20 protein-coding genes and 1 other annotated feature are annotated in these 17,342 nt (G+C 41.1%); of the genes, 2 read left to right on the top strand and 18 right to left on the bottom strand.

The features are described from left to right. Positions 1-23: 23 nt before the first annotated feature. Positions 24-1,061 (bottom strand): phenylalanine--tRNA ligase subunit alpha, encoded by a 1,038-nt coding sequence (pheS, locus tag ACEQ1T_RS03710; RefSeq protein ID WP_206839037.1) that lies wholly within the window; start codon positions 1,059-1,061, stop codon positions 24-26. A gap of 442 nt (positions 1,062-1,503) precedes the next feature. Further along, a complete protein-coding gene (locus ACEQ1T_RS03705) occupies positions 1,504-2,253 on the bottom strand; it encodes a TrmH family RNA methyltransferase (RefSeq protein WP_370221787.1) in 750 nt (249 codons plus the stop codon). 141 nt (positions 2,254-2,394) lie between these two features. On the opposite strand from ACEQ1T_RS03705, the gene sspI reads away from it, so the two are divergent. After that, a complete protein-coding gene (sspI, locus tag ACEQ1T_RS03700; protein ID WP_206839039.1) occupies positions 2,395-2,601 on the top strand; it encodes a small acid-soluble spore protein SspI in 207 nt (68 codons plus the stop codon). Between the two features lie 39 nt (positions 2,602-2,640). On the opposite strand, the gene ACEQ1T_RS03695 is transcribed toward sspI, so the two are convergent. Together ACEQ1T_RS03695 and ACEQ1T_RS03690 are read right to left on the bottom strand one after the other, a co-directional pair. After that, the gene (locus ACEQ1T_RS03695; RefSeq protein WP_206839314.1) at positions 2,641-3,726 is read right to left on the bottom strand and encodes a M42 family metallopeptidase; all 1,086 of its coding nucleotides are present in this window, start codon (positions 3,724-3,726) and stop codon (positions 2,641-2,643) included. A 108-nt stretch (positions 3,727-3,834) separates the two neighbouring features. Next, positions 3,835-4,326 (bottom strand): dUTP diphosphatase, encoded by a 492-nt coding sequence (locus tag ACEQ1T_RS03690; protein ID WP_370221786.1) that lies wholly within the window; start codon positions 4,324-4,326, stop codon positions 3,835-3,837. A gap of 141 nt (positions 4,327-4,467) precedes the next feature. Here ACEQ1T_RS03690 and ACEQ1T_RS03685 point away from each other — a divergent pair, with 141 nt between their 5' ends. Then, positions 4,468-4,881 (top strand): sigma-w pathway protein ysdB, encoded by a 414-nt coding sequence (locus ACEQ1T_RS03685; RefSeq protein WP_206839041.1) that lies wholly within the window; start codon positions 4,468-4,470, stop codon positions 4,879-4,881. Positions 4,882-4,910: 29 nt separating this feature from the next. Here the strand turns inward: ACEQ1T_RS03685 and ACEQ1T_RS03680 are convergent, their stop codons facing one another. The 14 genes from ACEQ1T_RS03680 to coaE form a co-directional block, all read right to left on the bottom strand. After that, complete coding sequence (locus ACEQ1T_RS03680; RefSeq protein ID WP_370221784.1) at positions 4,911-5,480, bottom strand: TVP38/TMEM64 family protein; 570 nt, start codon at positions 5,478-5,480, stop codon at positions 4,911-4,913. Positions 5,481-5,543: 63 nt separating this feature from the next. Next, positions 5,544-5,816 carry a DUF1294 domain-containing protein gene (locus ACEQ1T_RS03675; protein WP_206839045.1) on the bottom strand — a complete coding sequence of 91 codons (273 nt, stop codon included), beginning with the start codon at positions 5,814-5,816 and terminating at the stop codon, positions 5,544-5,546. A gap of 124 nt (positions 5,817-5,940) precedes the next feature. Then, positions 5,941-6,300: a 50S ribosomal protein L20 gene (rplT, locus tag ACEQ1T_RS03670; RefSeq protein WP_053434161.1), complete on the bottom strand. Its 360-nt coding sequence runs from the start codon at positions 6,298-6,300 to the stop codon at positions 5,941-5,943. Positions 6,301-6,326: 26 nt separating this feature from the next. After that, positions 6,327-6,527, bottom strand: coding sequence for a 50S ribosomal protein L35 (rpmI, locus tag ACEQ1T_RS03665; protein WP_009333215.1), 201 nt, complete (start codon positions 6,525-6,527; stop codon positions 6,327-6,329). A gap of 15 nt (positions 6,528-6,542) precedes the next feature. Beyond that, positions 6,543-7,046: a translation initiation factor IF-3 gene (infC, locus tag ACEQ1T_RS03660; RefSeq protein WP_206839046.1), complete on the bottom strand. Its 504-nt coding sequence runs from the start codon at positions 7,044-7,046 to the stop codon at positions 6,543-6,545. A gap of 177 nt (positions 7,047-7,223) precedes the next feature. Further along, positions 7,224-7,347 (bottom strand) — a sequence feature (ribosomal protein L20 leader region). Positions 7,348-7,601: 254 nt separating this feature from the next. Beyond that, positions 7,602-9,533, bottom strand: coding sequence for a threonine--tRNA ligase (gene thrS, locus ACEQ1T_RS03655; protein ID WP_206839048.1), 1,932 nt, complete (start codon positions 9,531-9,533; stop codon positions 7,602-7,604). Between the two features lie 358 nt (positions 9,534-9,891). Next, positions 9,892-10,764 carry a putative sporulation protein YtxC gene (gene ytxC / locus ACEQ1T_RS03650; RefSeq protein ID WP_370221783.1) on the bottom strand — a complete coding sequence of 291 codons (873 nt, stop codon included), beginning with the start codon at positions 10,762-10,764 and terminating at the stop codon, positions 9,892-9,894. Between the two features lie 143 nt (positions 10,765-10,907). Then, on the bottom strand, positions 10,908-11,837 hold the full coding sequence (gene dnaI, locus ACEQ1T_RS03645) for a primosomal protein DnaI (protein WP_206839316.1): 930 nt from the start codon (positions 11,835-11,837) through the stop codon (positions 10,908-10,910). Continuing rightward, positions 11,837-13,273 (bottom strand): replication initiation and membrane attachment family protein, encoded by a 1,437-nt coding sequence (locus ACEQ1T_RS03640; protein WP_370221781.1) that lies wholly within the window; start codon positions 13,271-13,273, stop codon positions 11,837-11,839. Before ACEQ1T_RS03640 ends, dnaI begins: the two co-directional genes overlap by 1 nt. A 140-nt stretch (positions 13,274-13,413) precedes the next feature. Next, a complete protein-coding gene (gene nrdR, locus ACEQ1T_RS03635; RefSeq protein ID WP_206839317.1) occupies positions 13,414-13,875 on the bottom strand; it encodes a transcriptional regulator NrdR in 462 nt (153 codons plus the stop codon). Between the two features lie 316 nt (positions 13,876-14,191). Further along, a complete protein-coding gene (locus ACEQ1T_RS03630) occupies positions 14,192-14,596 on the bottom strand; it encodes a hypothetical protein (RefSeq protein WP_206839054.1) in 405 nt (134 codons plus the stop codon). Between the two features lie 148 nt (positions 14,597-14,744). Continuing rightward, entirely contained in the window at positions 14,745-15,119 is a 375-nt protein-coding gene (gene speD, locus ACEQ1T_RS03625; RefSeq protein ID WP_009333223.1) for an adenosylmethionine decarboxylase, read from the bottom strand. Positions 15,120-15,442: 323 nt separating this feature from the next. Continuing rightward, complete coding sequence (locus tag ACEQ1T_RS03620) at positions 15,443-16,474, bottom strand: glyceraldehyde-3-phosphate dehydrogenase (RefSeq protein ID WP_370221780.1); 1,032 nt, start codon at positions 16,472-16,474, stop codon at positions 15,443-15,445. 245 nt (positions 16,475-16,719) lie between these two features. Continuing rightward, complete coding sequence (coaE, locus tag ACEQ1T_RS03615; RefSeq protein ID WP_370221779.1) at positions 16,720-17,319, bottom strand: dephospho-CoA kinase; 600 nt, start codon at positions 17,317-17,319, stop codon at positions 16,720-16,722. Between the last annotated feature and the right edge of the window lie 23 nt (positions 17,320-17,342).

Genomic DNA, 17,342 nt, shown 5'->3' with positions numbered 1-17,342 from the left:
TACAGCCGCCTCCGCTTTTCTAATTACTCATGAATTGAAAATTGCTTTAAGAAACGAACATCATTTGTATAGAAGTGGCGAATATCATCCACACCATACTTCAGCATGGCGATTCGCTCAGGACCCATTCCGAATGCAAAGCCTGTGTATTTCTTAGAATCGAAGCCTGCCATCTCAAGAACATTGGGATGAACCATTCCTGCGCCAAGAATTTCAATCCAGCCAGTGCCTTTACATACGCTGCATCCTTTTCCGCCGCAGATTTTACAGGAAATATCCATTTCCACAGATGGCTCTGTAAATGGGAAGAAACTTGGGCGAAGACGGATTTCCCTGTCATCTCCGAACATTTTCTTCGCAAACACTTCCAGTGTTCCTTTCAAATCGGTCATTCGGATGTTTTCATCCACAACAAGTCCTTCAATTTGCATGAACTGGTGAGAGTGTGTTGCGTCATCATTATCACGGCGATACACTTTACCCGGGCAGATGATTTTAACCGGCCCTTTGCCTTCATGCTTCTCCATTGTTCTAGCCTGTACCGGTGAAGTATGGGTGCGCAGAAGAATCTCTTCTGTAATATAGAAGGAATCCTGCATATCGCGGGCAGGGTGGCCTTTAGGAAGATTCAAGGCTTCAAAATTATAGTAGTCCTTTTCAACTTCAGGACCCTCAGCCACTGTATAGCCCATTCCAATGAACAAATCTTCAATTTCTTCGATAATGCGTGTCAGCGGATGATGGTTCCCTGATTTGACAGGACGTCCAGGAAGAGTAACATCTATCTTTTCAGCAGACAGCTTTTCCAGTACTGCCGCTTCCTCAAGATGCTTCTGCTTTTCTTCAATTCCCGCAGAAATGCTGTCTCTCACTTCATTTGCCAGTGCTCCCATTTTAGGGCGCTCTTCCGCAGACAGTTTCCCCATTCCTTTAAGAACTTCTGTTATTGGGCCCTTTTTGCCCAGGTAAGATACACGGATGTCATTTAATTCTTTTAAATCAGCAGCAGTGCTGATTTTTTCCAACGCTTCAGTTTGCAGTTCCTTTAAACGCTCTTGCATCTAAAAATCCTCCTTGAAATTAATTCTTTTACTTTTTTGGCCAAAATAAAAAACCTCTATCCCCATAAAGGGACGAGGTTTCGCGGTACCACCCTTTTTAACACATATATGTACTTCATGCACGTGTTCACTTCATTGGGATAACGGCTTATGCCGGTACATCTTTACACGGAAAAGCGGAAGAGGCTCGTTCAGCCGCTTCAGCTGGACAACTCAGCAGAGCGCCAACAATACTTTTCAATGGTCCCGATGCCAACTCAGGAGGTGAATGTTCCCTTGCATTTCCTGTAAAAATGCTTTCAGTCTTAGGCATTTTCTCCCTGAAAAGGCTGACTGCAAGGTACTGGTCTCCGTCATCGTTTTGTTATTATAATTTTGCTGTTAATTATATTACATTCTTGAGGCTGTTTCAAACGGTTTTCAAAAAATTGCCGCCCTTTTTCTATTTTCTTAAATGATAAAGAAGAATTCCGGCAGCCACCGCCACATTAAGTGATTCGCTTTTCCCGAATATCGGTATATAAAGGTTTGCTGCTGTATTAGCCAGCAGCTCTTTATTAACACCATTTCCTTCATTTCCAACAAGCAGTGCAAAGGAATCAGAGGACTCATACTTCGTGTATTCCTGGGCATTTTCCAGAGCGGTTCCATAGACAGGGACTTTCCTTTCTGTCAGTCTCCCGATCCAGTCAGACAAATTCCCTCTTAACACCGGCAAATGGAAGTGACTGCCCTGTGCAGAGCGAAGCACCTTTGGGTTATATGCGTCAACGCTGCCTTCACCCACAATAATGGCATCGATACCAGCAGCATCAGCCGTCCTTATCATCGTACCCAGATTTCCGGGATCCTGGACGGCATCTATTAATAAAAACCGTTTTCCTTTTACTTCCTCAGTGGAGGGTTCCTGACTGCAGACAGCAAAGATTCCCTGCGGCGTTTCCGTATCCGCCAGCTGCCCGATGATTTCATCTGTAACCATTGTTACAGGGATGTCCCCATAATCCCATCCGGGAGGCATGTCTTTATTTTCACTAATGATTATTTCAGCTATTTGATTGGCTTTGAGTGCTTCTTCCACTAAATGAAAGCCTTCAACCAAAAAGGTTTCTGTTTTGTCCCGCTCTTTTTTAGTCAAAAGTTTCTTCCATCCTTTAATTTTTGGATTTTTTGCAGATTGTATATGCTTCAACACGGTCTCTCCTTTTATAGAAAATCCCGCACAACCGGAATTTCTTTATACAGTTTTTTCATTATAGCCTATTTGAAATACATAATAAAAGCGAAATTAGAGAAGATAATAACGAATTAAATCTGGAAGGAGTGCATCAAGGTGAATTTAAACCTGCGCAATGCCATTTTACACAATGTTTCAGGAAACTCTCAAGACGAACTTAAAGATACGATCGTAGATGCCATTCAAAATGGGGAAGAAAAAATGCTGCCTGGATTAGGTGTATTGTTTGAAGTAATCTGGAAAAACTCTTCAGAGGAAGATAAACAGGAAATGCTACACACATTGGAGAGCGGCCTAAAATAAAGTAGAAAAACTCCGGTATTAGCCCCGGAGTTTTTTCTATTATTCAAAAGTAATTTGATCAACTGTTTCCCGGTCAAGCTTCTTAATCACTTCAGCAATAAGCTTAACGGCATTTTCATAGTCATCGCGGTGAAGCATTGCTGCATGGGAATGGATATAGCGAGTTGCAATGGTGATGGAAAGTGATGGAACTCCATTATGAGTAACATGAATGGCTCCTGAATCTGTTCCGCCGCCAGCGATGGCATCAAACTGATAAGGGATATTCAGTTCATCCGCAGTGTCTGTTACTAGATCACGAAGGCCTTTGTGCGAGACCATTGATGCATCATAAAGGATGATTTGCGGACCTTTGCCCATTTTGCTCATGGCTTCTTTTTCAGAAATCCCTGGTGTGTCCCCTGCGATTCCCACATCTACACCAAATGCGATATCCGGCTCGATTTTTTGCGCAGAAGTGCGGGCTCCGCGAAGTCCAACCTCTTCTTGTACCGTTCCTACACCATATACTTCATTTGGATGATCAGCATCTTTCAATTGCTTAAGCACATCAATGGCAATAGCGCAGCCAATGCGGTTATCCCAAGCCTTTGCCAAAAGCATCTTTTCATTTTTCATAACCGTAAACTCAAAATAAGGAACCACCATGTCACCAGGTTTTACTCCCCACTCTTTCACTTCTTCACGGCTTGAAGCACCAATATCAATGAACATATCTTTAATTTCAACAGGCTTTTTGCGCGCTTCCGGGGACAAGATATGCGGCGGCTTTGAACCAATTACCCCAGTGACATCTCCCTTGGACGTTACAATCGTCACCCGCTGTGCAAGCATAACCTGTGACCACCAGCCCCCAACTGTCTGGAAGCGGATGAAACCTTTATCGTCAATGTTTGTTACCATAAATCCAACTTCATCCAAGTGGCCAGCTACCATGATCTTAGGACCGCCTTCTTTGCCGGTTTTTTTAGCAATCAGGCTTCCCAATCCATCTGTAGTGACTTCATCAGCATATGCTGTTATGTATTTTTTCATAACCTCGCGCGGTTCGCGCTCATTTCCCGGAATTCCTTTCGCATCCGTTAAGTCTTTAAGCATGGTTAGCGTTTCATCTAATTTAGCCATCATTTCGACTCCCTTAATATTTATTCAACCCTATTATACAGAACATGCGATTTAATATAAAGAATTATCAGACGGATATTTACTCAGGCTGCAGGCGGACCTTCAGGATTAGTATCCTTCATCCTGCCTTTTATAATTTACTTCATTTTTATCTATATATGCTTTTTCTATATGTGAAGAGTTAAAACCAAGCATTTTCCCTAGATGTAAATAGGCAGCAATAAGCCTTTTATAATCTGCTAGGGAACGGCTTGTCCGAAACTGTCCGATTCCATCATAGACAGACAAAAACTGGCCATTAACTGACTCTGCCTTTTCCAAAGGAACAGCATATTCCATTTCAGTGTCAAATCCGGATTCAATTCCAAGTGATAAAATGAAATGTATACCGTCTACAAACTCTTCCAATACTGTTTCCTGAGGAGAGGATGGCTTAAGGCTCCAAAACTTGAAGCATCTTGTCTCATTTGCAAGCTCTCCCAATTCAACCAGCAGCGCAAGCACTTTACGTTCAAATAAATCTTCTTCCTCTAAACCATGGTTCGATTCTATATGGCTGTCCAGCCCTTTTTGCATTTGAAATAATAGCTGATAATTCATTTTCCACCATCCTATAAGAAATAAATGATTAATATTCATATCCTTGCCCATCAAAAAAATTATAACAAATCGCAAAAAAGTTGAAACTTTTTTTAATCTTATCCGTAAAGTAAGGAAAATAATAATGGAGGGCTGGTTAATATGTGGCTCCTGCGTATGCTATTGTTTGCTCTGATTCTTTTTCTTATATACACCGCGGTAAAATATCTGCTGAATTCTAAGAGAAAGCTCGAGCTTGCACACGAACAGAAACGATATTATTTTTGGGATGACCAGGAAAATGTCAGGAAGAACTTCCTGATTACGTATAAAGGGGTTTTATTTGAAGGCGAAAAATATCTGGGAACCACGGACAATGCTTTTGATGTGGTCTCCATTTTCATCTGGCCGCATAATACATCGGCCCTTAAAGGGATGGTAAGGGAGGACTTTCTATTTATAGAAAGAAAGATAACCGAGGCATACCCCACTGCAAAAATTGACTGGAAAAGCCCTGTGAAGGAATTTATGCATAAAACAGCTTCACCACAAGATGAAATTAAAGACCATTTATAAAAAAACGTTCGGCAGCCCCGAACGTTTTTTTATGCTGCTTTAAAGAATTCCTTCCATTTGATAACAGTCACCTTTTCCCTCAGCACAAATACTAAGACAGAAAGTGAAAGCAAAATCAGGATAATCATTGAAGGAGTGAATCGGCTGATGAATTCACCAAAAACCGTATAAAAAACAGCCAACGGCAAATTGGTGGTCCATGAATTTTTCAAATATTGGTCAAAACCCTTATGTCTCTCCATAAGACAAAAATTCAATAAATGGTAATGAATAAAAGGGATGAGCCTTAAAACCGCAACCTGGCCGACAGTTAGATTCCGATATTCCCCGAACCACCGCTTTTTTAGTAATGAAAGCTTTTGATGTGTCCTCGGCATTTTTGTAATCAAGAAATAGAAAAGAACACTGCTGATCATCAGTCCTGCAATGGAGAAAACAGAACCAAAAAAACTTCCAAATAGAACTCCGCCAGTTATGCAGACAAGCGGTACCGGAATGAATAGAAACTGCCTGATGAAATGAAAAAAGATAAAAGCAATGGGAGCAAGAATTCCAGCAGTCTCTGCCATGGCAAACAATAGAGTCAATTGATCATTCATGCCTTCACCTCTCCCCGATGTCTTTCCTGCTGTTCACTAAAGCTTATGGATAGCCCTGACTGTTTATGACAAGAGAATAACCAGGTACACAAGCAAGCCTGCTTCAAGCATCGCCAGAATAGGCAGTCCCCATTTAAACTGCACATGCTTCGTTTTATGCCTGAAGGTCTTCATTCCAAGAGTCATTCCGGCAGCCCCGCTCAAAAAGGCTGTGATCCAGAGGTTTTTTTCGCTGATTCGATACTGATTCCTTTTCGCCTTCTCCTTATCAAGCTTCATCAGGTAAAAACCAGCCACATTCATAACCAGATAGATAAGAGCAATTGTATTGACCATGAGCTTTCTCCTTTAAATGTATTAAGTCTGTATTGAGCTTAAATGAAACGAAAGCTTCTGTCCATTTAAAGCAAAATAAAAGCCATTCCCACATTTAAGGGAATGGCTATTTTATGAATAATTATTACTTGCTAAGCTGCTGCTTTGCAACTGATGCTAATTCAGCAAATGCTTTTTCGTCAGCGATTGCTAATTCAGCAAGCATTTTGCGGTTAACTTCGATGCCAGCAAGCTTTAAACCATGCATTAAACGGCTGTAAGAAAGACCGTTCATGCGAGCTGCTGCATTGATGCGAGTAACCCAAAGTTTGCGGAAGTCGCGCTTTTTCTGGCGACGGTCGCGGTATGCATACATTAGGGATTTCATAACCTGCTGGTTAGCAACTTTATATAATGTATGTTTTGAACCGAAATAACCTTTAGCTAATTTAAGAACTTTTTTACGACGTTTGCGAGTAACAGTACCGCCTTTTACACGTGGCATATTATTTCCCTCCTAATTTCGAGATATTACTTAAGATTTACTAGTAAGTTACGGATGCGCTTGTAATCGCCTGAAGAAACAAGAGTTCCTTTGCGAAGCTTACGCTTTTGCTTTTGAGATTTGTTAGCGAACATATGGCTTCTGTAAGCATGAGAACGCTTCAGTTTACCAGAACCTGTTCTTTTGAAACGCTTAGCAGCGCCGCGGTGAGTTTTCATTTTTGGCATTGGGAATTCCTCCTCTTACTTGTCGTTTTTCGGTGCTAAGACCATAAACATGCTTCGGCCATCCATTTTTGGATGAGATTCCACTGCTGCAACTTCATTGCATGCCTGTGCAAATCGGATTAAAACACGCTGGCCAATTTCCTTATGCGTAATGGCACGACCTTTAAATCGGATCGATGCTTTTACTTTATCGCCTTTTTCAAGGAATTTAATAGCATTGCGAAGCTTTGTATTAAAGTCATGCTCTTCAATAGTCGGGCTAAGACGAACTTCTTTAATACTAATAATCTTCTGGTTTTTGCGAGCTTCCTTGTCTTTCTTCTGCTGCTCGAATTTGAACTTTCCGTAGTCCATGATACGGGCTACCGGAGGTTTCGCATTCGGTGCAACCAGAACAAGATCAAGATTGGCACGAGAAGCAATTTCAAGTGCGTCGAATTTTGATTTAATACCTAACTGCTCGCCGTTTTGGTCAATAAGACGGACTTCGCGGGCGCGAATGCCCTCGTTTAACAACATATCTTTGCTAATAGCTAGACACCTCCAAGGTTTAATGCGAACACAACGTTTGGGTCAAGAAAAGCGCAAGCGCCTGCTGAAGCAGACAGCTTTACAGCTGCCAGCTGCACCGGACCAAAGCTGAATCGCAAGTTATGCAACATTTCTCTTCCGGAGAGGAAGCTGAGCTGTTTTTAACCAAATAAAAAAGTGCGGATGAAAACACCCACACTTACGTATATAAACACAAAATGTTCACGTAAAACCTGCCAACTGCACTTTGCGTCAATCAGGTGAGAAGCGGGTGCTTCTTCTTTTCCTCAAACTGTATTCAATTTACCTTAGCTACTATATCACAAAGTATGATTTCGTGTCAAACGAATAACTTTTATCACAACGAAGAAAAGCATAACAAAATTATTCGCTTTTGGCAATATGATTTTAACATTTTTTCAAAATGAATTTAATGCCAACTTTCTGGTTTGCAGCAGCTGATTTGGGTATTTCAAATTCTGCGGGTTGTCACGAAGACTTCACAAAAAAAGAGCTGCAGCTCATGCAGCCCTTTTTTAATGATTATCGTTTAACTTCAGCTTTTAGTGCTGAGATGAAGTTTTCAAATGAAACCGTTTCTGATTTTTGCTCTCCATATTTGCGGACATTGACAGCTTTTTCAGCTACTTCATTGTCTCCAACAACAAGCATGTATGGAGTTTTTTGCATTTGCGCTTCACGGATTTTATATCCGATTTTTTCATTGCGGTCATCCAGCTCTACACGGAAGCCCTCTGCCTGAAGCTGCTCCTGGACCTGCTTGGCATAATCAAAGTGAATATCAGGAGAAACCGGAATGACCTGAACTTGAACGGGGGCAAGCCAAGTTGGAAACGCTCCCTTATACTCTTCAATCAGGAATGCCACAAAACGTTCCATAGTGGAAACGACACCGCGGTGGATAACGACCGGACGATGAGGCTTTCCATCTTCACCTACATAAGTCAGGTCAAAACGTTCAGGAAGCAAGAAGTCCAGCTGGACAGTAGATAATGTCTCATCCTTGCCAAGGGCAGTTTTAACTTGAACATCCAATTTCGGACCGTAGAAGGCTGCTTCGCCTTCTGCCTCAAAATAATCAAGACCGATTTCATCCATGGCTTCTTTAAGCATGGCCTGTGCTTTTTCCCACATTTCATCATCATCAAAGTACTTCTCAGTATCCTGTGGATCTCTGTAGGAAAGACGGAATGAGTAGTCATTGATATCGAAGTCTTTATACACTTCAAGCACCAGATGTACTACACGCTTAAACTCTTCCTTAATCTGGTCAGGGCGAACAAAAATATGAGCATCGTTCAGCGTCATGCCGCGTACACGCTGAAGGCCGGATAATGCTCCTGACATTTCATAGCGGTGCATAGTTCCAAGCTCAGCAATACGGATTGGCAGTTCACGATAGCTGTGGATGCCGTTCTTATAGATCATCATATGATGCGGGCAATTCATTGGACGAAGAACAAGCTGTTCGTTATCCATTTCCATTACAGGGAACATGTCTTCCTGATAATGATCCCAGTGACCGGATGTTTTATAAAGATCTACACTCCCCATGATCGGAGTATATACATGGTCATAGCCCAGTCTTTCTTCTTTATCAACGATATAGCGCTCAATATTGCGGCGGATTGTTGCCCCTTTCGGAAGCCACATCGGCAAGCCCTGTCCGACTTTTTGCGAATTCATGAACAAGTTAAGCTCTTTGCCGATTTTACGGTGGTCACGCTCTTTCGCTTCCTCAAGGAGACGCAAATGCTCAGCCAGGTCTTCTTTCTTGAAGAAAGCTGTTCCATAAATGCGCTGAAGCATCTTATTATCACTGTCGCCTCTCCAGTAGGCGCCAGCAATGCTTAAAAGTTTGAACTCTTTAAGTTTTCCAGTTGATGGAACGTGGACTCCGCGGCAGAGATCGAAGAACTCACCCTGCTCATAGATTGTCACTGTTTCATCTTCAGGAATGGCTTCAATCAGTTCAAGCTTGTATTCATCACCAATTTCCTTGTACATCTGAACCGCCTCATTACGGCTGACTTCCTTGCGGACAACGTCAAGGTTTTCATTAATAATTTTCTTCATTTCTTTTTCAATCACAGGAAGGTCCTCTGGTGAAAGTGACTCTTCCAGATCGATGTCATAATAAAATCCGCCTTCAATGACAGGACCTACCCCAAGCTTTACATTTTTATATAAACGCTTGATTGCCTGCGCCATTAGATGGGCAGTACTGTGGCGAAGAACCTCCAGCGCATCTTTTGAGTCCGGTGTTACAATTTCAACAGCTCCATCCTTTTCGATTGGACGGCGAAGATCATACATTTCTCCATCCAGCTTGCCGGCAATTGCCTTTTTCTTCAGGCCCGGGCTGATCGAAGCTGCAATATCTTCTGTTGTCGTTCCCTTTGGAAACTCCTTTACTGCTCCATCCGGAAACGAAACTTTAACAACTTCTGACATGATATTTCCTCCCTTTTTATGTTAGCACAAGACACCTGGATCAGATGCTATAGCGTTTTACACTAAAAAAATAAAAAAACCCGTCCCTAAAAAAGGGACGAGTTGTATTTAACACGCGGTTCCACCCTACTTCTCGTTCTCTTAGAAGAAAAACGACTCTGTAGTAAGATAACGGTCTTTTCCCGCCAGCCCATTTCCTGGCTGGAGTTCAGAGGCGGTAAGCATTCGAATCGTGTTAGGAAGGTTTCAGCCTTGCCTTCCCTCTCTTTAAACCGTATTAGAATACCCATATCCTCATCGCAACTTTTGCTCGATTTTTATAATATGTACGTTATTATAGTTTGTTATTTCAGGAAAATCAAGGGTATCTTTTACATTTTTCATCATCGGCATTTTGATATTTATAAAAGTCTTCAATAGATCTTAATTCAAGTCTTTCTTCAAAAATATTGCGGATTGTTCTGACCAGCGGCTGGTCGAAATCATCCGAGTACAGATAAATAGCTGAGGGTGCGATCGAGAGCAGCGGAGCAATCGTAACGGAATCCACGTATACAGGATGATTGGATAATAGCTTGCGGTCAATCATTCTTAATAGCTCTCCACGTTTAATTTCGCACAATTGCCCATCATAAAAATAAACGCTTTCTCCCATCAGGACATGGATCGTATTAATCTTTGGCTCCTTTCCTCCCAGGAAATCTCTCAATGTATGAATAAACATCTGGTATTCCTGCTCCATTTTATATTCATCGATGGAAACTTCAACGTATTTGGTCATTTCATTCATAAGCGGCCGCATCCGGAATTTTACGAAAGAATCAAAAGAAAAGGAAATGTTATTCTGGAACAGCTGGTCAATAGCACTTTTCAAGCTTTCTTTTACATCCAGGCCACTGACAAACGCAGCAAGATCCTCCCGGCTTCCTTCCAAAATAGAGTGAATGATTTCAAGAATCTGCTGCTGCTCGCCTTCGTCCTCATAATAATAATGCTCCATCAGTATCCGTTTAAACCAATCATCCTGCTTCTGGCTCACTATAAATTGGAAAAACACTTCCTTAACAGTATTTAGGACATCGCTGCTATTATCAGCAGAAACTCTGACTATATGTTGATCTTCAAAATGAAGAATATTATTATCACATTGACAAAAAGACTGCAGCTGTTCATAAAGATGCTCATAAAAATTCCTCGCATCCGTGCTGCTTTGGAAAATGATTTCGATCAACCAAATCCCCCCTTTATACAAATCTCTGTTCTATGTATATGGCGGACTTGGCCAAGTTAGAAGCGTGATTAGCCTTTTAGTGCATTAAACTATTGTAAATTGAATAATAAAAGCTGCCGGACACTTTATCGGCAGCTTTCAGGTTATACTCTTCTGTTCGGTCCTTCTACAAGCACTGGTTCAGCAAGGTATTTAATGCGCTCCATGATTCTCCTTGCCTTCATTTTCTCTTCCTCGCCGCGCTGGCTGTAGGAGAGATGATGTTCGAGACCCTGCAGATCGAAATTGGAAGTAAAGAAGGTTGGCAGGCTTTCCTGCATGCGGAACTGCAGAATTGGCCCTAATATCTCATCCCTTGTCCAGCTGGACATGGTTTCGGCACCAATGTCATCGAACATTAAAACAGGTGCTTTTTTAATGGTTTCAATCTTGCTGTTCAAAGTTTGATCTCCAATTGAATTCTTCAATTCCCTGAATAGTTCGGGAACGTAGACAATCATGGAGGATACTTTCTGGCTTGCAAGCTTATTGGCAATAGCACCAAGCAAATAAGATTTGCCTACACCGAATTTCCCATAAAAATAAATTCCCTTTCCCTTGGATCCCGGCTGGTAGTCCATGACAAAAGATGCCGCCTTATCAACAGCCTCAATGCGATCGTCATCATCATATATGGAATCAAAAGTGGCATGAAGGATATCCGATGGTACATATAAGCTCTGAATTAATTTTTCATTTCTCCGCTTCTCATCGTGCATGACCTTTCGAGGGCACTTATCATATTTCAAATCGACCGATCCTCTTTGAATTACAAGTTCCGGATGATAGCCCTGCATAAAATTCACACAGCCCTCCAAGCTCGGACATTTATTGCATTCCTTGCTCTGCTGTGTATACTCAAAGAGTTTGCTAAGGCTCTTTTCAACCATCTCAGATGTCAATTCATCCCGATGAGTTTGGATAAAAGCCTTCACTTCAGGGTGATTAAGCGTTTGATTCCTCATCATTTCATACCTTTTTTGAAAACCTTCATTGCCCGCAAGGCGCCTTAATGTTTCATTAATTTTCTCCATCAATCAGTCACCTCCTGTGAACGCAGTTTTTTTAATTTTTCATGAAGCTCCTTTTTTTTCATTTCCAGCTCATACTGATCCTTTTCGCTTACTTGCTGCTGAGGCTCTGTCTTTTTGGCGGATGCACTGCTTTTTTCATCAAACCAGTCCGGAAGCATTTCTGTCCTGATCGGCTTCTTTTTGTTTCCAGTTGTGCTGGCTGTTTTCTTTCCTTCCGCCCAATCCAGGTATTGCCGGTGTTCTTTCTTAGCTAAATCAATAGCTGCCTTGGGTGTTTTAATTTTCTTTCTAGCCCAGTGACCAGCTATTTTTTCTACGTAGCCTTTGGTCAATTTCATATCTGTTTTGAGCATAACATATTGAATCAGCACATTAATTACCCCTGGCAAAAGCTTTTGCTGAAACATGACATCTTCAATGATCTGCAGGTCGCCTTTTGATGGATCTGCCCCTCCTGATATATCTTTTAACAGCTGCCTTGGTGAGGTGATTTCCAAATAACGGATCAACTCTTCTTCCTGTGTTTCAGGCTGTTTTTTATGAGACTGATGGATGGCAGGCTGAACCCTGTCAATCAGGGATGGCAGCTGGTCCTGGTTCTGGAATTGATACCAGTCCCGTGCAGATTTTCTCAACTCATCAATGTTTATCTCATCATCTTCATTTACAGCGCTGATGACGATATTTTTCATTTGAATAGGGTCAATTCCGTACAAAAAGGCAAGATTGCTGATGGATTCCTTTACTTTAACTGTGATGGCCTTTTTCGGTACTAGTGATTCATTCAGCCCTGCCTGAAGCAGTTCAAAATTAAAATCTTCATTCCCGATTTGAATGCCTTCCTGTTCCTGCCTTCCAATATACCCTTCTGTCTCTGATTCATTCATCAGCTGCACCACTTCATCGTCAACCTCAAAAGAACCAGGGTGTCCTGATTTAAATACATCCTGAAAAGCCTTTGTAACTTCCTCATATCCTGTGGCTGTCTTTACCTTCTGGTCTGAGAAGAAGCGTTTCAGCCTCATAAATTGGTTTCTGCCCAATTTCTTATAAAGATAAATATTGAGCATGCCATCAAGGAAAAATTGTTCAGGTGTCAGCGGGGGGAGAAGTTCATAAATAAATGACCTTGTCTCTTCATCTTTATTTACGTATACCTTTAAAAGTCCTATCCCTTCTAGCTTGAGGCGGGCTTCATATATATCCTTAAGCCCCATGCCCATGAAATTCATTAAACTATGGTGTGAATTAGAAGATGCCCATAGCCGGTTTTCTTCAAGTTCCGCCCATAATGTCATATATAAACTGAAGCACACAGAGCCAATGAGCGGCTGATATAACAGAGTCAGCACTTTTCGGTCATAATCATGCAAAAGCCCGCTGGCTGCTACTGTATATCGATCAATGGGGAGCATCTCCTGCCAATGCTGGGCCATGGTGTTCACCTTTTTCTATTAAGAATATTTATTACTCTGATTAATATCAAAAGCATATACCGTAAAAAAAGAGCCAAAGAAATCCTTCAGCCCATTAGACTATTTCATTAGAAATCAGGGACAGCAGCAACTGACCTGATTTAAGATTGTTCTTTTTTGATTAATTCTTTGAGTTCATCGATAAAAACATTAATATCTTTAAATTGCCTGTATACAGATGCGAAACGAACATATGCCACATCATCCACATTTGCGAGCCTGTCCATAACCATTTCGCCAATTTCATCGCTTTTTATTTCGGAGACACCGTTGCTGCGGAGCTCTTTTTCCACATCAAAAGTAATTTCCTCCAGATCCTTTAGGGCAACCGGCCTCTTTTCACATGCTTTAATAAGGCCTCTCAGTATTTTTTCCCGGCTGAATTCCTCTCTGGTGCCTTCTTTTTTCACAACGATTAAAGGAATTTCTTCCACTTTTTCAAAAGTCGTAAACCGGTATCCGCATTTCTCGCATTCCCTTCTGCGCCGAATGGACCTGCTGTCATCAACAGGACGGGAATCGAGAACACGGGTATTATTGTTTTGGCATGAAGGGCATCTCATACAATCAGCTCCGAATTCTTTTATAAAGTGAAACTTCAATCAGGGGGTCCCCCGCTGATTGTTAGTTGAGGCCAACAGGAAGTGGTTCACAAAGACGTTGCCACAGGACGTGGCGTTCTTAGGCTTTGTTCTTCTATCGGGCCTTTACGGGCAGTTTTCCCCCGCTTACCCTCCTTCGATTCCCTTGAGGCTTGAAGTGGGGGGTTACTGCCCGTTAGACAGCGATAAATAAGTAATTTTGCTGGCTTTAGACCAATTACCGTATTTTATTTGTTACTCTTATCTTATAAAAAAGGAGTTGTCAGTACAAGTACAACTATTTATCTGCGTTTCTTGCAGAACCGAGAAAATCATGCCGTTTATTCACCTTTTCATAAATGGAAAGAACTTCTCTTTTAAGTATTGGGTGTACACCTGCCGGAGAGGATTGCTCAGTTGAGATATTGATATCTACAGCCGTTTCGAAAGGCCTGACAGTTACGACTGTGACAATGGCAAAACAAGATTTATCTTTCTTAATTTCTGCTGCAATCTCTCCGTGTTCTTTGGAAATGCTGAGAATGTTTACATTTTGGTCTGCTTTGAATAATTCTTCAATCGTCTGCAGCATTTGAGCTGTATTGGTTCTATAATATCTTGTAGTGAGCTCTGGATCAGAGTGGTTTTCATTTGTTTCACACTGCTTTTTATAGCGGCTGGCAAGCTGCCTGAAAATAGACATCCTCTTTCCTCCGTTATTTTTCATGTATCCTTATTGTACTATTTTTTTTTTACGGGAGATACTAAAGGTAATGTATTTAAGCAAATTTAAGCAAAATAAAAAGAGGTGTATTCAATACACCTCTGGATTGCTTAAGATCATTCTGTTATTAAAGCACTTGAGCTTGTTTAACTTGAACTGGACCCATACCGCGAGGAATTTCGATATTCTCACGCGTTTGAGCTCCTAACGATTCTGCAATAAAGTCTGCAGCGATGTTAGGGTCAAGATCTCCACACGTATACACATCAATGCTGGCATAGCCATGCTCCGGGAAGCTGTGAATAGTTAAATGAGATTCAGAGATGATAACCACTCCGCTTACACCCTGTGGCGCAAACTTATGAAATGCAACCTCGCGAATTTCAGCACCAGACTTTAATGCAGCATTTACAAATGTCTGCTCAATAAAATCCATATCATTTAACTTTTCAAAATCGCATCCCCAAAGTTCTGAGATAACGTGACGACCCATAGTTTCCATATTCAAATTTCCCCCTTTAAACTTTTAAGCTATTAATTAATGAAATTCCAGATTTTAACTGGTCCATAACTACCACGGGGGAAAGTTAGTCCAGAGAGGTCCTAACCCTTTAAGTAGCTACCATACCAAAACCTCGGAGAAGTTCACGAGGATTAGTATACTTTGTTTAATTTCTTTTTGCAACACATTGTTTTACATTTTTTTTGGCAAAATTTCTGAAGACTTTTCCTTCTCAGGATATAATTTTGTCCAATAAAAGGAGCCTGCCGGGGAATGGCAGGCTTTAAAAGTATGGGTAGTTTTATATTAAGAGAAACTGGCCATTATCCAATTTTTACGGCAGATGCCTGAAAAAGTTCCTGTGCAACAAATTTTGTTAAGTCTACAACGCGGCAAGAATAGCCCCACTCATTATCATACCAGGCAAGTACTTTCACTTTGCTGGAGCCGATTACCATAGTAGATAATCCATCAATGATGGCAGAATGTTCATTTGTGTTGAAATCAATTGAAACCAGTGGTTCGTCAGTAATATCAAGGATACCGTGCAGCGATCCCTGTGAAGCAGTTGCAAAAGCCGCATTCACTTCTTCAATTGTGACGTCTTGCTTTAAGTCTACAACAAGGTCAACTAAAGAAACGTTTGGCGTTGGGACACGGAGTGCCATTCCATGCAATTTGCCCTTTAAGTGAGGCAATACCAGCGACAAAGCTTTGGCGGCACCAGTGGAAGTCGGGATTATGGACTGTCCGCAGGCACGTGCCCGGCGTAAATCCTTATGCGGGTTATCAATATTCTTTTGGTCGTTTGTATATGCATGAACTGTTGTCATAAGTCCGTTTTCAATTCCAAATTGTTCATCAAGGATTTTTGCAACAGGTGCAAGGCAGTTTGTTGTACATGATGCATTTGAAATAATATCATGTTCTTCAATTTTTAATGCGCTTTCATTTACACCCATAACAATAGTCACATCTTCATTTTTTCCAGGAGCAGTAAGTATTACCTTTTTTGCTCCAGCTTCAAGGTGAAGTGCCGCTTTATCACGGGAATTGAATTTTCCTGTAGCTTCAATGACAATATCGATGTTCATTTCTTTCCAGGGAAGTTCTTGAGGATTCCGGCTGCTGACAAGCTGAACCCTTTTACCGTTTACAACAATAGCATTGTCTTCTGGAACAACACTTCCTTCGAATGGTCCATGATTTGTATCATATTTAATTAAGTGTGCCAAAGTTTCAGCAGGATAGCTTGCATTTATGGCAGCCACTTCAAGATTTTCATCAAGGATGGCTTTTCTAAAAACCATACGTCCAATTCTTCCAAAACCATTAATCGCTATTCTCGCCTTCATGTTACGGCCCCTTCCACATTAGTGTTATACTTTTTATTGCTTCAAGTTGCTATTAGTATAACATATTGGTGTTCATTTGTGATGAATAAAATGCGGATTTTTTAATGTTTAACAATTCAGAAATATAAACTCTTTTCTATCACCAGATTTTATAGGGAAATGGCCTATTATTCCGAAACATTATGTTTATTTTTGTCATACTAATTGGGCATTAAATGCAACAAAAAAGAGCCTGTGACAGGCCCTTAGATAGCATTCCATTTTCTTAAAATATCCCACAATTGTGTCTCTGTTTCTTCCATTCTGCCATTATTATCGATTACAGCATCGGCCAATGCCTTCTTTTCTCTTAAAGGCATTTGGGAATGGATTCTTGCCATTGCTTCATTCTCGGAAAGCTGATTTCTTTGCATCAGTCTCTGCAGCTGTATATCTTCATCTGCATATACTAATAATGTTTTGTCGCACATGTATTGTAATTTACTTTCAAATAAAAGAGGTATATCAAGAATAATCAGTTGTTCATTATTCCTGATAGCTTGTTCCTTTTTGGCTGTCATTCTTTTGCGGACGGCAGGATGTACAATGCTATTTAAGGCTTTCCGCTCTTTTTCATCATGAAAAATAATGGAGCCCAGTTCTGCACGATCAATTGAACCGTCACTGAGGAGAACCCTTTCCCCAAAATGACGGACAATTTCCTGATAAGCTTCTTCTCCTTTTTCAACAGCTAGTCTGGCTTCTATATCCGCGTCGATTACAGTGTATCCTTTTTCGGTGAGGAGAGATGAAACGGTGCTTTTCCCGCTTGCAATCCCGCCTGTCAAACCTACAGTCAGTGACATAGTGTGTTCCTTTCATATAAAAT

Origin of the sequence: Cytobacillus sp. (assembly GCF_964223445.1) — a bacterium.
Lineage (GTDB): Bacteria > Bacillota > Bacilli > Bacillales > Cytobacillaceae > Cytobacillus.
Note: the sequence above shows the minus strand (reverse complement) of the source record. Positions and strands in the feature narration are given on the sequence as shown.